Annotated in this window: 7 protein-coding genes, 5 tRNA genes and 2 rRNA genes; 8 read left to right on the top strand and 6 right to left on the bottom strand. The window is 46.7% G+C overall.

Annotated elements, in window-relative coordinates:
* Positions 1-48 precede the first annotated feature (48 nt).
* The 8 genes from OCU77_RS14625 to OCU77_RS14590 all read left to right on the top strand — a co-directional run bounded on the left by OCU77_RS14625 (position 49) and on the right by OCU77_RS14590 (position 5,143).
* Positions 49-124, top strand: a tRNA-Glu gene (locus OCU77_RS14625).
* Position 125: 1 nt separating this feature from the next.
* A tRNA-Lys gene (locus tag OCU77_RS14620) sits at positions 126-201 on the top strand.
* Positions 202-232: 31 nt separating this feature from the next.
* Positions 233-308, top strand: a tRNA-Val gene (locus OCU77_RS14615).
* 41 nt (positions 309-349) lie between these two features.
* Positions 350-425, top strand: a tRNA-Ala gene (locus tag OCU77_RS14610).
* A 310-nt stretch (positions 426-735) separates the two neighbouring features.
* Positions 736-3,627 (top strand): 23S ribosomal RNA (locus tag OCU77_RS14605).
* A 127-nt stretch (positions 3,628-3,754) separates the two neighbouring features.
* Positions 3,755-3,870, top strand: a 5S ribosomal RNA gene (gene rrf / locus OCU77_RS14600).
* A gap of 66 nt (positions 3,871-3,936) precedes the next feature.
* A tRNA-Asp gene (locus OCU77_RS14595) sits at positions 3,937-4,013 on the top strand.
* Positions 4,014-4,837: 824 nt separating this feature from the next.
* Positions 4,838-5,143 (top strand): MliC family protein, encoded by a 306-nt coding sequence (locus OCU77_RS14590; RefSeq protein WP_048900310.1) that lies wholly within the window; start codon positions 4,838-4,840, stop codon positions 5,141-5,143.
* Positions 5,144-5,320: 177 nt separating this feature from the next.
* Here the strand turns inward: OCU77_RS14590 and OCU77_RS14585 are convergent, their stop codons facing one another.
* From OCU77_RS14585 to OCU77_RS14560, 6 genes are all read right to left on the bottom strand, one after another.
* Entirely contained in the window at positions 5,321-6,733 is a 1,413-nt protein-coding gene (locus OCU77_RS14585; protein WP_107303148.1) for a phosphoglucomutase/phosphomannomutase family protein, read from the bottom strand.
* Between the two features lie 62 nt (positions 6,734-6,795).
* A complete protein-coding gene (locus tag OCU77_RS14580) occupies positions 6,796-9,201 on the bottom strand; it encodes a GH36-type glycosyl hydrolase domain-containing protein (protein WP_107303147.1) in 2,406 nt (801 codons plus the stop codon).
* A 32-nt stretch (positions 9,202-9,233) separates the two neighbouring features.
* Positions 9,234-11,171 carry a beta-N-acetylhexosaminidase gene (locus OCU77_RS14575; RefSeq protein WP_107303146.1) on the bottom strand — a complete coding sequence of 646 codons (1,938 nt, stop codon included), beginning with the start codon at positions 11,169-11,171 and terminating at the stop codon, positions 9,234-9,236.
* Complete coding sequence (locus OCU77_RS14570; protein ID WP_048900311.1) at positions 11,171-12,070, bottom strand: N-acetylglucosamine kinase; 900 nt, start codon at positions 12,068-12,070, stop codon at positions 11,171-11,173. Before OCU77_RS14570 ends, OCU77_RS14575 begins: the two co-directional genes overlap by 1 nt.
* Positions 12,063-13,799 (bottom strand): glycoside hydrolase family 9 protein, encoded by a 1,737-nt coding sequence (locus tag OCU77_RS14565; protein WP_048900312.1) that lies wholly within the window; start codon positions 13,797-13,799, stop codon positions 12,063-12,065. Before OCU77_RS14565 ends, OCU77_RS14570 begins: the two co-directional genes overlap by 8 nt.
* A gap of 94 nt (positions 13,800-13,893) precedes the next feature.
* Positions 13,894-14,889 carry an ABC transporter ATP-binding protein gene (locus OCU77_RS14560; protein WP_048900313.1) on the bottom strand — a complete coding sequence of 332 codons (996 nt, stop codon included), beginning with the start codon at positions 14,887-14,889 and terminating at the stop codon, positions 13,894-13,896.

The following is a 14,889-nucleotide window of genomic DNA, read 5'->3' as shown; positions in this document are numbered from 1 at the left end:
TGTAAAAGAACATATTCATGTTGCCCAACAACATGAAAGAAACACTTAGTCCCATTCGTCTAGAGGCCTAGGACACCGCCCTTTCACGGCGGTAACAGGGGTTCGACTCCCCTATGGGACGCCACGGGTCGTTAGCTCAGTTGGTAGAGCAGTTGACTTTTAATCAATTGGTCGCAGGTTCGAATCCTGCACGACCCACCATTCTTTCTCACGAAGGAATTCAAACTATCGTGGGCGATTAGCTCAGTTGGGAGAGCACCTCCCTTACAAGGAGGGGGTCACTGGTTCGAGCCCGGTATCGCCCACCATCTTCTCTTTTGAGAACTTCTCCTAAGAAGTAAAACTTTATGGGGCTATAGCTCAGCTGGGAGAGCGCCTGCCTTGCACGCAGGAGATCTGCGGTTCGATCCCGCATAGCTCCACCACTTTCTAAAAACATTCGTTTGAGTGTGTTTAGAAAGTGGATGTCTTCGGACTAACACATGTTCTTTAACAATCTGGAAAGCTGACTAGTAAATTGAATCGTTAGATTCAATTACAATAGTATTTTTGCTTCTTTATTTAGAATCAGAAATACGAGTTCTCAAAACAACACACATTCAAGTGTCTTGGTTTTTGTCTTCACTTTTTTAAAAAGTGGAAATGAAAATAACGAGTCCGGCGAAAAACCAATTTGTATCCTTATCAGATACACAACCTTGGTTGTTTGAACATACAGACCCCTTGGGGTTGTATGGTTAAGTGACTAAGCGTACACGGTGGATGCCTTGGCAGTCAGAGGCGATGAAGGACGTATTAACTTGCGATAAGCCCAGTTTAGATAGTAAAAATCACTTGAGACTGGGATTTCCGAATGGGGAAACCCAACTGCATAAGCAGTTATCGTTACGTGAATACATAGCGTAACGAGGCGAACCGGGGGAACTGAAACATCTAAGTACCCCGAGGAAGAGAAATCAACCGAGATTCCGACAGTAGCGGCGAGCGAAATCGGATTAGCCCTTAAGCTAGTCTTGCGTTAGGTGAACAAGCTGGAAAGCTTGGCGATACAGGGTGATAGCCCCGTAACCGACAACGCATTACAAGTGAAAACGAGTAGGACGGGACACGTGATATCCTGTTTGAACATGGGGGGACCATCCTCCAAGGCTAAATACTCCTGACTGACCGATAGTGAACCAGTACCGTGAGGGAAAGGCGAAAAGAACCCCTGTGAGGGGAGTGAAATAGAACCTGAAACCGTGTACGTACAAGCAGTAGGAGCCCACTTGTTGGGTGACTGCGTACCTTTTGTATAATGGGTCAGCGACTTAATTTTAGTAGCAAGGTTAACCGTTTAGGGGAGCCGTAGGGAAACCGAGTCTTAACTGGGCGTCATAGTTGCTAGGATTAGACCCGAAACCAGGTGATCTAGCCATGGGCAGGTTGAAGGTGAGGTAACACTTACTGGAGGACCGAACCGACTAATGTTGAAAAATTAGCGGATGACTTGTGGCTAGGGGTGAAAGGCCAATCAAACCTGGAGATAGCTGGTTCTCCCCGAAAGCTATTTAGGTAGCGCCTCGGACGAATACTACTGGGGGTAGAGCACTGTTAAGGCTAGGGGGTCATCCCGACTTACCAACCCTTTGCAAACTCCGAATACCAGTAAGTACTATCCGGGAGACACACGGCGGGTGCTAACGTCCGTCGTGGAGAGGGAAACAACCCAGACCGCCAGCTAAGGTCCCAAAGTTATAGCTAAGTGGGAAACGATGTGGGAAGGCTCAGACAGCCAGGATGTTGGCTTAGAAGCAGCCATCATTTAAAGAAAGCGTAATAGCTCACTGGTCGAGTCGGCCTGCGCGGAAGATTTAACGGGGCTAAGCTATACACCGAAGCTGCGGCAATATGACTTGTCATATTGGGTAGGGGAGCGTTCTGTAAGCCGTTGAAGGTGGTCTGTAAGGGCTGCTGGAGGTATCAGAAGTGCGAATGCTGACATGAGTAACGATAAAGGGAGTGAAAAACTCCCTCGCCGGAAGATCAAGGGTTCCTGTCCAACGTTAATCGGGGCAGGGTAAGTCGACCCCTAAGGCGAGGCCGAAAGGCGTAGTCGATGGGAAACAGGTTAATATTCCTGTACTGCTTATAACTGCGATGGGGGGACGGAGAAGGCTAGGTGGGCTTGGCGACGGTCGTCCAAGTTCAAGGGTGTAGGCTGATAGTTTAGGCAAATCCGGACTATCTTAAGGCTGAGACCTGATGTCGAGTCACTACGGTGATGAAGTCATTGATGCCATGCTTCCGGGAAAAGCCTCTAAGCGATAGGTTATACGTAATCGTACTCCAAACCGACACAGGTGATCAGGTAGAGAATACCAAGGCGCTTGAGAGAACTCGGGTGAAGGAACTAGGCAAAATGGTACCGTAACTTCGGGAGAAGGTACGCTCCTCACGGTGATGAGACTTGCTCTCTAAGCTGTAGGGAGTCGCAGATACCAGGTGGCTGCAACTGTTTATTAAAAACACAGCACTGTGCAAAATCGAAAGATGACGTATACGGTGTGACGCCTGCCCGGTGCCGGAAGGTTAATTGATGGGGTTAGACTTCGGTCGAAGCTCTTGATCGAAGCCCCGGTAAACGGCGGCCGTAACTATAACGGTCCTAAGGTAGCGAAATTCCTTGTCGGGTAAGTTCCGACCTGCACGAATGGCGTAATGATGGCCACGCTGTCTCCACCCGAGACTCAGTGAAATTGAAATCGCAGTGAAGATGCTGTGTACCCGCGGCTAGACGGAAAGACCCCGTGAACCTTTACTACAGCTTGGCACTGAACATTGACCCTACATGTGTAGGATAGGTGGGAGCCTTTGAAACCTCGTCGCTAGATGGGGTGGAGGCAATCTTGAAATACCACCCTTGTATGCTTGATGTTCTAACGTCGCCCCCTTATCGGGGGTGCGGACAGTGCCTGGTGGGTAGTTTGACTGGGGCGGTCTCCTCCCAAAGAGTAACGGAGGAGCACGAAGGTGGGCTAATCACGGTCGGACATCGTGAGGTTAGTGCAATGGCATAAGCCCGCTTGACTGCGAGAATGACAATTCGAGCAGGTGCGAAAGCAGGTCATAGTGATCCGGTGGTTCTGAATGGAAGGGCCATCGCTCAACGGATAAAAGGTACTCCGGGGATAACAGGCTGATACCGCCCAAGAGTTCATATCGACGGCGGTGTTTGGCACCTCGATGTCGGCTCATCACATCCTGGGGCTGAAGTCGGTCCCAAGGGTATGGCTGTTCGCCATTTAAAGTGGTACGCGAGCTGGGTTTAGAACGTCGTGAGACAGTTCGGTCCCTATCTGCCGTGGGCGTTAGATGATTGAGAGGGGCTGCTCCTAGTACGAGAGGACCGGAGTGGACGAACCGCTGGTGTTCGGGTTGTGATGCCAATCGCATTGCCCGGTAGCTACGTTCGGAATCGATAAGCGCTGAAAGCATCTAAGCGCGAAGCGAGCCTCAAGATGAGTCATCTCTAGACCTTTAAGGTCTCTAAAGGGTTGTCGAAGACTACGACGTTGATAGGCAGGGTGTGTAAGTGCTGCGAGGCATTGAGCTAACCTGTACTAATTGCCCGTGAGGCTTAACCATACAACACCCAAGGGGTTTTACGGACTCCATGAGCACTTGAATGACGTGTTTGAACGATATTGTAAACACTAGTTAGATTTTCCCAGATTGTATTTATCGCCTGATGGCGGTAAATAACCCGAATTTGCTTGGCGACCATAGCATTATGGACCCACCTGATCCCATGCCGAACTCAGTAGTGAAACGTAATAGCGCCGATGGTAGTGTGGGGTCTCCCCATGTGAGAGTAGGTCATCGCCAGGCTTCAAATTAAGATGAATGCGTTGAACGGCGTTTATCGGATAGACAGTTGACTGTTTATCACCGTGTGGAGCGGTAGTTCAGTTGGTTAGAATACCGGCCTGTCACGCCGGGGGTCGCGGGTTCGAGTCCCGTCCGCTCCGCCACTTATACTAAGCCCGAGTCGAAAGACTCGGGCTTTTTTACGTTTGTACTTTGGCGAATCATGGTGCGGAAGCGGTCGTTCAGTTGCTTAGCCTCTTTACCTTGAAGGTGGCGGCCTGTCACGCCGGGGATGCGCTGATTTTCGGTGTGGCAGTTTATCTATATAAAGTCCGGCCGTTTCGCTATTTCTTCGAAAGCCCTGTTAGCAATAGCAGGGCTTTTTTCCCCTTATTGTTTGTTTAAAGTGCAAATGCTGCTGATTGCTATAACAAAGTCAGTGGACTAGAGCTGTAAATCAGTTTTGTAATTTATATTGATTACGCATCCTATGTGCGCTTTATATATTAGATGTTGTCTTATTTCGTGATATTCATGCAGTCAATTGATGTAATGAATAGGACGCATTATTTATTCATAAGCTGACTCCGTCTGTTAACGATCTTTATCTGCCTGTTCATTGTTAACTATTTGTTTTTGATGTTTATTTTGTTATCGTATTGTTTAAATAAAGGCGATGAATACGCTTAAAAAAGAAAATAAATCAACGAAAGTAAAGTCAACGAGGTAATTATGTCTGAGTTTGAAATGTTAGTGATGACCGCTCTGGCGTGCGTCGGAATGGGAATGCTTGTTGTTGGTCCTGCTGTAGTCGCCTACGGTTTATATAAGAAGAAAAAGGCCCAAGCTTAATTGTAATAAATCTTCAAATTATGAAAGCCCCTGTAATGCGCTCATCATTACAGGGGCTTTTTGTTATTGAGGTATAAAGATCTTACCTACACTCAGTATTGATGATGTGCTGTACTTCGGATGAAGGGGACAATGAATGCGTAGGTTGATTCTTCTTGCTATAAGTTATTTATTCGTTGGGTGCTCTGTTGAGCAGTCGGCGCTTCCTGTAGAGATTAAGTATAACTGTTTAGAAGGGCAGTTCTTTACAGTGCGCTACCCGACGATAGAAACTGCTGTTATTTATTACTTAAACGATGTCAGGACGCTGCAACAGCGTGCTTCTGGCTCAGGTGCTAAATATCAAGATCTGGCTGGGGACACGTCATTGTTTACGAAAGGTGATGAGGCATTCCTTGAGTGGGATGGATTTCGAATCGCTGGGTGTATGGCTGAAGAGTAAGATCATGAAGTGGTGAAAAAAAGGGTGGCATAAAATACCACCCTGTTCGCGAACGCCTGAATCCAGTAGGAAGCGATAAAGTAACACAACAATGTGGTTACCGAAGGACTCAACAGTAGTCTATTACTAGACTCTAATAGCGCGATATAACTGGTCTATACCGCGTATTAGGGGGAACTACACAAGCAAAAACTTACGCATTTTTTCAAGTACCGCTTCTGCTCTTTCTTTGTTTTCCATTTCCACAAAAATACGCAATAGTGGTTCGGTACCAGAGAAACGAGCTAGCGCCCAACCACCATGTTTGAAATACACTTTGGCGCCATCAGCGTAACTGACTTTCTCTATTTCATCTGTAAATTCAGGTAGCTGCTTGTCGATGTAAATTTTGTTGTAAAGGTTTTCTCTTTCCGATGCTTTAAATGTACAGTCACCTTCCGCAGTGTAGGCATAGCCATATTTATCGTAGATCTCATCAAGCATTTCAGAGAGCTTCTTCCCTGTCACACTGATCATTTCAACAAGCAGGCTTGAAGCAAAAACGCCGTCTTTCCCTTTGATATGGCCGCGTATTGTCAAACCACCTGAGCTTTCACCACCTAGTAATGAGTCATCTGCTTCCATTTGGGAACTGATATGTTTAAAGCCAACAGGGACTTCAAAGCACTGTTCACCGTGAGCATGAGCGACTTTATCCAGTAGATGAGTTGTTGCTATGTTTCGTACAACAGAGCCTTTCCAGCCCTTATATTCAAGCAGGTAGTAGTAAAGTAATAGCAGCACTTCATTAGGATGAATGAAGTTTCCTTTTTCATCGATAATACCAAGTCTATCGGCATCGCCATCGGTCCCTATACCTATGTCGTAACCCTCGTGGGCAACGATGTGCTTTAAGCGGTATAAGGTAGCGGCATTAGGGGAGGGCATTAGTCCACCAAAAGAGGGGTTTTGACCATCGTTAATAACATCGACATCGCAGCGCCCAGATATTAAAACGGTTTGAAGTGCATTCTTGGCAACGCCAAACATCGGGTCAATAACAACCCGCAGGTTCGCTTTTTTGATTGCCTCTATATCAATAAAGTTGATGATGGAATCAACAAAATCGTTCATTGGGTTAATAACGTCGATTAACCCATCGCGTTGAGCCGTCTCGAACTCAACAGACTGGATAGTGTGTGGCAGAATTTGCGCTACCTGCCGTTCAATTTTTTCTGTGATGATCTCATCGGCATCTCGACCACCTTCAATGAATACTTTGATTCCGTTGTAGTCTGCTGGATTATGCGAGGCTGTTATACAGGCAGAGTAGGTCGCCCCCATATCTTTTGATTTAAACATGACAATTGGGGTTGGTACGTATTTATTGATAAAGCTAACTTTGATGCCATTACCCGCTAAAACTTCAGCAAACCATGCGGCTGCTTTATCGGATAGAAAACGGCGATCGTAACCGATAACAAAGCCATTATTGTGAACTTGTTCCGCCATCATAATATTGGCGAGGGCTTGAGCCACCAATCTAACATTGTCTTTTGTGAACTCTTCGCCTATCAGGGCGCGCCAGCCGCCTGTTCCAAACTTGATCATGTGGAACTCCTATTTCTCTCGATCTCAAAATAAGGGGGAGAAAGCCTCCCCCTAAAAAAGTATTAACCCATTACGACAGTAACAGTATTCACTGAACCTGCCGCTTGTGCGGGAATTGCCCCTGCAATAGCGTTGCCATTGAGGGTTATAGAGGCTATGCCCTTACTGACGTTAGCTGGATTTTCGACGGTAATATTGAAGGTCGCTCCACGCCATTGACGAGTGACTTCAAAGCCAGGCCAGGCTTTTGGAATACATGGATCTACAATCAAACCATCAAAGCTTAAACGTACGCCGAGAATGTAGTTTGTTGCTGCAATGTAAGCCCAGCCAGAAGTGCCGGTTAGCCAAGGGTGGTTTGCACGACCATGATCTTGATGATCGCGACCCATGATGAATTGCACGTATGAATAAGGTTCTGTCACGCGCGTTTCAATCATGTCATTTTGATTGTAGGGATTTAGGGCATCGTAGAATTTCATCGCCTGATCGCCTCGACCTAGTTTTGCTTCGGCAACCCATGCCCATGGGTTAGGGTGTGAGAAGATAGCGCCATTCTCTTTAACGCCTTGGTATACGCGAGTCACAAAACCAATGTCGTCATTAGGGGTAGCAAATGATGGTGCATTGAGGTGTAATCCATAGTCAGAGTAAAGGTACTCATCGACGGCATTCATGGCTTTTTCACCACGCTCTTGTGTTACCGCACCTGAAACAACCGCCCATGTATTTGATTCAAGGTGGACTTTACCTTCGGTCTGTTCGTGAGTGCCGACTTTGTCACCATTTTTAGTGATACCACGGATGTACCAACCACCATTTTCATCCCATAAGTGCGTTTCGCAAGCATGCTTCACACCACCTGCCATATCTTGATAGCGTGCGATATCGTCATCTTTACCCAGGAATTTGGCGAGCTCAATAAATTCAGTGATCGCCCAATAGTGGAGGAAAGCCACCATGGAGGATTCGCCACCGCCTAAGTTGAGGCAATCATTCCAATCTGCACGCAGGCCTTTGGCGATACCGGTACGACCTACATGCTCGGCGGTGAAATCGAGTGCCGCTTTCATGTGCTCATATACAGTTGCTTCGCCACCATCGGCATAAGGGATGACTTGATCGAAGAACTCGGTTTCGCCTGTTTCCATGACGTATTTACAGATGGTTGGTACTAGCCACAGGTGATCATCAGAGCAGGTATCTTCAATGCCGTGGATCTTGTCTTCATCACTTGGTGTTGGCACAACTGTCGGTGATTTTGATGGTGCAACATCCGCTTTTTCTGGGTCAAACCAATCTGGATCAAACAGGTGTAGACCATAGCCTGCTTTTACTTGGCCACGGAGTAGATCCACGAGGCGTTTTTTGGTCATCTCAGGGTTGGAATGTGGGACTGCCATGGCGTCTTGAGCTGTGTCACGGTAACCCAAGCCCGTACGCCCGCCCACTTCGATAAATGAAGCAAAACGAGACCAAACCACACAGGTTTCTGCCTGATAAAGGGTCCATGCATTCAACATGGTATCTAACCCTTCGTTAGGCGATTTTACTTGGAATTTGGCACAGCGCTCATCCCAGTGCGCCTTGATATCAGCAAAAGCGGCATCAACATTGGCATGATCTTGGTATTTTTCACGTAGTCTTGCACCGTTACCTTTACCCAAACCTAGGATATAAATAAAACGTATTTCTTCACCGGGTTGAATTACAAATTGCTTGTGTAGCGAGCCACAGTGGTTGTAACAGGTTTGCGCACTATTCGTACACTTGCCTTGTTCAACGGCTATCGGGTTTGACTCGTCGCGATACAGACCAAGGAAGCTATCACGTTGACCATCGTAGCTGTCAGGATCAAAGGTTGAAGCAAGGTAATAGAAGCCTTCGAAATCATTGGTGTTGTAATACAGATCGTATTCAATCACCCCTTGTTGATAAGCGGTGCCAGCAGAGTAAAGGCTCATCTGATGGTTTTGGTTATCAGATTCAATGTGGCTAAATGAAAATTCAACAAATGAGAATGCGCTGATGGTACGAGGTTTATTGCTGTCATTTTTAAGTACAACATCCCAGATCTCTGCATCTTCACCTTTAGGTACAAACAAGGTTTTTTGTGCTTTGATACCGTTATAGTCGCACTTAAATGTTGAGTAAGATAAGCCATGACGCACTTCGTATGTGGCTTCTTCTAAGCTTTTTGCGACAGGTTGCCACGAGATAGACCAGTAATCGCCAGTTTCATCATCGCGCAGGTAAACATAATGCCCTGGGCGATCAAAGGTACCGTTTGGGCGGAATTTAGTAACGCGATTGTACTCGGGTGAGTTGTAAAACGAGTAGCCGCCTGCATTGTGAGAGATCACAGTACAGAATTTTTCCGTGCCGAGGTAGTTAGTCCAAGGTGCTGGAACATCTGGTCGGGTAATGACGTATTCACGGTTGTCGTTATCAAAATAGCCGTATTTCATTTGTAACTATCCTTTTACTGTTCAATGCTGTGTTATACACAGTGGCGGTATTGGATACCGACCTTATCTAAATATTGATGTTGACCATTAAGACGAGCTGTAAAGTCGTCCCAGTGTCGTAAATTTGGTTGACTCCAGCAGACCTCCGCCAAAGCTAATAAGCGGGGGTAGAGCATGTGGTCAAAACGTTGTTGGGTATGGATCCGCTCACACCATAATGCCCCTTGGATCCCCATGATTTTTTTGTGAATAGGATCATGGGGTGAAAGTTCGGCAAGAGGTTGATAGCTATAAACTTTATCGAGAGGTAATTTACCAGCCCAGTCGACACCCATTTCATCTGGAGAGTAGCCTTGGACCAGATCGAGGTAAGTGAATTGGGCGGGTTGCATGATCACATCGAAGCCTTGTTGCGCTGATGTCAGTCCTGCTTCTTCACTGAGCCAAGAATAAATGACAGTGCGGTTATCAATTTTTCCGCCCTTGGTCACTTCTTCCCAGCCCATCATACGCTTGCCTTTAGCCTGTAAAACTTCATTGGCAAATCGTAATAGATGGCTTTGTAATGCCATTGGGTCATGGTAGTTATGCTCAGCCATGAATGCTTGGCATGCTTCACTTTTTTCCCATGCGCCAGCAGGTACTTCATCGCCCCCTATATGGACATAAGAGGCAGGGAATAACTCAGCGACTTCTTGTAAAACAGTCGAAATGAATTCATACGTGCCAGGTAAAGCCGCAGATAAGATGTTGTCGCTATAATTTTGGGCGCTGTTGTATTGTGATAGATCGTTAACGTCTAGCAATAGGTGCGGTAATGATTTAATCGCTGCGCGGCAATGACCTGGAATATCAATTTCAGGAATGATGGTGATCCCACGATCACTTGCGTATTGAATTAATTCTCGGACATCCTCTTTACTGTAGAAGCCACCATAGCGCTGCGTGAGGTTTGTATATTGCGGCTCTAGCTTTTCGTTCGGACCGCGCCATGCACCAATCGCTGTAAGCTCGGGGTAAGCATCGATCGCGAGTCGCCACCCCTCATCATCGGTTAAATGCCAATGGAACACGTTGAATTTGTAGCGTGCTAATTGATCAATAAAAGACTTGAGTCGTGGTAGCGGGTGAAAGTGGCGCGCACAATCTATCATCATGCCGCGATAGCTATGATGAGGATGGTCGGTGATTTCGACCATAGGTACACGATAACAAGCCTGATGCTCAGTGTGTAAAGGGAGTAACTGAAGTAAGCTGGCTGTCGCATGAACAAAGCCGGCAGCTGTACTCGCTTGTAGCCAAATATGCTCCTCTTCGATCAGTAAGTGATAACCATCTTGTTCGACTTTTTCGCTATGTTGATAATGGATATGGCCATCGCGCTGTAAAGGTAATTGAATTGCAAAGTGTTGCTCTAATTCCGATTGTAACCAGCGGATAGCCCCTTCAGCATGGGGGGTGGCTTGGGCGATGATGGTCGCAGCAGATAAGCTAAATTGGCCTGATAACGCAGTAAGCCGAGCGGGTACAGGAATGATATTAATGTCTTTTGCTGGGCATAATGGCGTGATGTAGCGATCTATCGGAGAGGAGCCCAAATCGACAGTGGTGACTTCTACTGGAATAGGATCCAATAGTCTTTGCTCTTTTTCATGCGCCGTTTTACTGGTTAAGAACGCATCATTAATGCCGTCATCATGAAATGAAAATGCCGTTGTGTTCATTTCAAATTCAGTATAAAAACTAGAGTTAGAGGCTAACACTGGTGCGTTATTAGGTGTGAATACACAATAGCTACCGTTTTGCTCCAATTGCCCATCAGTGAATGATGCGCCATTGATCTTACGACTGTTCGCAAAGTGTAGTACCCAGTGCGCTAGTGGTTTATCGGTGAGATTGTGCAGCGTAAGAGCAAAGCGAGTCGCTGTTTCGCTTTTGGCTATTACTGTCATATCCAGACGAAAGCTCATTATGCCTCCTCACTCAATGCGTAAAGGTTGTGATTAGCGCGAGCCATGGCGATAGCACCGTCCATTGCATCACCTTGAGGTTGAGCAATGCGCTGCTGCATGGGTGGTGTTAACCAAGGTTGAATACGCTCGGCAATGCTTCCCATCAAGCAAATTTGGTTAGCGCCCCGCTTGATTAATGCCTGCATCCACATTTCAGTATCTCTTGCTGTCTGCTGCAATAGTTCGATGGCTAAGCCGTCTCCTTCGTTAGCAAGCGCAAATATTTGTGGTGAGAATTGGCCGTAGTCGCATGGACGTGCGGTTTTAGACCAATCCACAATGGCATCGATATCATGGTTAAAGTGCTGCAGTACATGTTTTGTCAGCGGTGTTGACTCTATGATGCCATCAACGCTCAATAGCACTTGCTGAATCAGACGAAGCCCCATGACAGCACCGCCACCTTGGTCTGAAATAGGGAACTCACGACCACCGACGATGTGTTGTTGACCCTTGTTAATGAAGATGCCGCATGATCCTGTGCCACCAATGAGAATGGCACCATCGTTACCGCCCCATGCACCTAAACATGCACCGTAAGCATCAGTATTTAATGTCACCGCACCGTATGGGGTAGGTTGACGCATAAAGGCATACCAAGCTTTTTTCTGTTCAGCGCCAGCGAGTGCGAGACCCACAGACATTTCACAATAATTGTCTGCAGTTAAATTGGCTTGGGCAGTGGCAAGCGCGATCGCCTCATTGATTGAGTTGAGTGCCACGTCAGCACCCAATAAAATATTCGCGCTGCCTGTTTTCGCTTCGCCAAGTAGTGCGCCATTAAGATCGCAAATTCGGGCACGGCATGATGTTCCACCGCCGTCAATTCCGACCAGAAAACGAATAGTGTTATGCATGGTAGCGCTCCTTATATTGCAATGTAATAGCTAACAAATACCATGCACCATGAGGGATCCATTGCTCCCCCCAGCGCCAATTTTGGAGCATGTCATCTTTTTGTGGATCTGGGTTGAAGGCAATATCGCGTTCATTATTAAACCCTGAAGTGATCCCATTACAGACGCCACCTTTGGCGTTATAAAACCCAAGGTGTGGTAAGTAATCGGGGTTGTTGCGGCCGTGGCCATCAAGCATCGACATATCAAAAGGGTTCAGTCCTACAATCCAGTTAAGGGCTTGATGGCCATAGTCTTTTAGTTGGCGGGCTAACTGAGGATCTTCAATATAGGTTTGTGCCATAAAGGCCATTGCCGCTAATGAAGCGATGCGGGCATTCTCACCTTGCCACCAGTAGCCAGTTTCATTGTTGTGCGGAATAAAGAATGCACTCTGTTTTTCACCATCGACTGCTTTAGTGTATTGGCGGGGGTAACCAAATGGATTGTTCACTTCGTGGGTGATGGTTAGCTCAAATTGCAACGCTTGTTGTAAGGTTGCGGCAACCGGTTGATAGTGTTCAGTCTTACTTTCAATGCTGAGATAACGCATTAAGGCGATAGCAGGTAAACCTGCTTCTGCAGCATGGTAGAAAGGCCGAGAACCATCTTGAGTGGCAGACCAAAAATGCGTTTGTTGATTATCAGAACATTGTCGAGCACTCAAGCGAGCAGCCCAATCACGCGCTTCATCTAGAAAGACAGCTTGCTCTGTGGCTTTGTATAATTCGACACAGGCTAATAATGCGCAGTACTCATCGATAATATTTTCCTTACCATCATCAAGGTACTGGGTATTATTTTCTTTTAGGTGCCAGTAGCCTTTGCATGCTGCGGCAAGGTAATCGAGACTTGATATTGCGTAATCTGGTGACACGCGGCTGATAGACTGCTGCTGTGATAAATGTGCAGTAGCAGCCAGAGCGGCAATCGCAACTCCGCCACCTTGACGAAAACCTGCCTGATAGTCTGCGGTCTTATCGCCATTTTGGGAGGTATAGGCGCAGATGTCGCGTTGGCGGGTTGATTTGCTCCATTTATCAAAGACGGTCATGTAGAAGTAGCCTTGCGGCGATTGCATGCGTAGTAAGAAATCTGCGCCATGCACCAGCTCTTCTAATAAGCGGGTCCGTGTAAAGTCAGCGGTGTCTTGTTCATCTTCCAGTTGTGAATAGGCGTGGGCCATATTCCATACAACCATAGGAATTTGTTGTGGGTTGAGGTAGTTACCGTATGAAAGGTGACTGAGGTACTTGCTGACATCGCCTGATGCATCATACCAGCCGCCTCGTACATCAAGGGTTTGATCTGAATTTAAGATCGGCGCGGTTTGATCGGCAAGGTCGTATTGACCACTTGAACGTTGTGACTTGAAGTAATGGAGAACATCACTAAAGGTACGCGCCATCAACAGACCTTCCGCTATTTGGAAAGGCGCAGAGCGTGTATCACCAACAGATAGATAATATTCACCATCGGTTTGGATATGGCTAAAATCGACCTGATAAAGATCCCCAGTATGCCATTGATCAACCTTGCCACAGTGAACAATAGGCAGCTGTGTCATGGCATCGCCATCTGTAAGACAGACTAATTGCGCAGTGTCGAATGTGCATTCAGTGTGGGTCTGAATGAGTGCGTGTTTTACGCCAATACGCTCATAGCCTAGATGATTGATTAACAGCTGCATGTTTCCTCCCTTGACCGCTTTACAATGAAAGCGGTCAGATAACTAAAGTGTTTCTGCGTCTTTGTTCTTGGTTTCAAATATGGTTTTTTGAATATCAGTTTTCGTATAAGTAACAACGAACAAAGTGGTTATCAGATAGCTGAGTGATACCCGGTAGCTTGTCGCGACATTGTTCCGTCGCATGGGTACAGCGTCCTGCAAATGGACAACCTAGGCTTTCTGGTGTCCACAATGGGATCTCACCTTTATTTCCTTTGAGCTTTTCATGGATCGACTTACTTGGATCCGGTACCGCAGATACCAGCAGTTGCGTATAGGGGTGTTGTGGGTCGTGAATGATTTCTTCGGTATCCCCCCACTCAACCATGTGGCCTACGTACATAACGGCAAGATCTTCAGCAATGTAGCGTGCAGTTGCGATATCGTGAGTGATGTAGAGCAGGGCCATTTCACGCTCAAACTTCATTTCTTCCATTAGGTTAAGAACACCGGCACGAATAGACACATCCAGCATTGAAGTGGGTTCGTCTGCCAGTACAACTTCGGCCCCAACAGCAATGTTACGTGCAAGGTTAACCCGCTGGCGTTGACCGCCGGAGAGTTGGTGCGGGTACTTTGCTGCGGTTTCTTTAGGTGGTATTAACCCCACTTGTTCAAGCAGGCTGTAGACCCGCTCTTCCAACTCTTTTTTGTTGGTTTTGCTGACTTTGTTATGGATCAGCAAAGGACGCGCAATATGGTGAAAAATGGTATGGGTTGGGTTTAATGAACCGAATGGGTCTTGCCATACCATTTGTACGCCTTGGCGGTACTGCATCAGATCTTGATGATTTTCAATCTCTGCAATGTCGCGGCCAAAGTATTCAATGTGACCGGAGGTTGGCGCGTACATTTTGGCTATCATTTTAGCCGTGGTTGATTTACCAGAGCCTGATTCACCGACCACGGATAAGCCGCGGCTTTTATACATTTTGAATGAGACATCATTGATGGCCCGCATCATTGATTTCTTTAACGAGTTGCTGTTGACGGGAAAATCTTTAACGAGATTTTTCCCTTCAATAATTGGTGACCCTAGTGGCTTGCTCAT

It is taken from the genome of Photobacterium swingsii (genome assembly GCF_024346715.1).
Taxonomy (GTDB): domain Bacteria; phylum Pseudomonadota; class Gammaproteobacteria; order Enterobacterales; family Vibrionaceae; genus Photobacterium; species Photobacterium swingsii.
The sequence above is the reverse complement of the archived record's forward strand: the minus strand, read 5'-3'. Positions and strand labels throughout refer to the sequence as shown.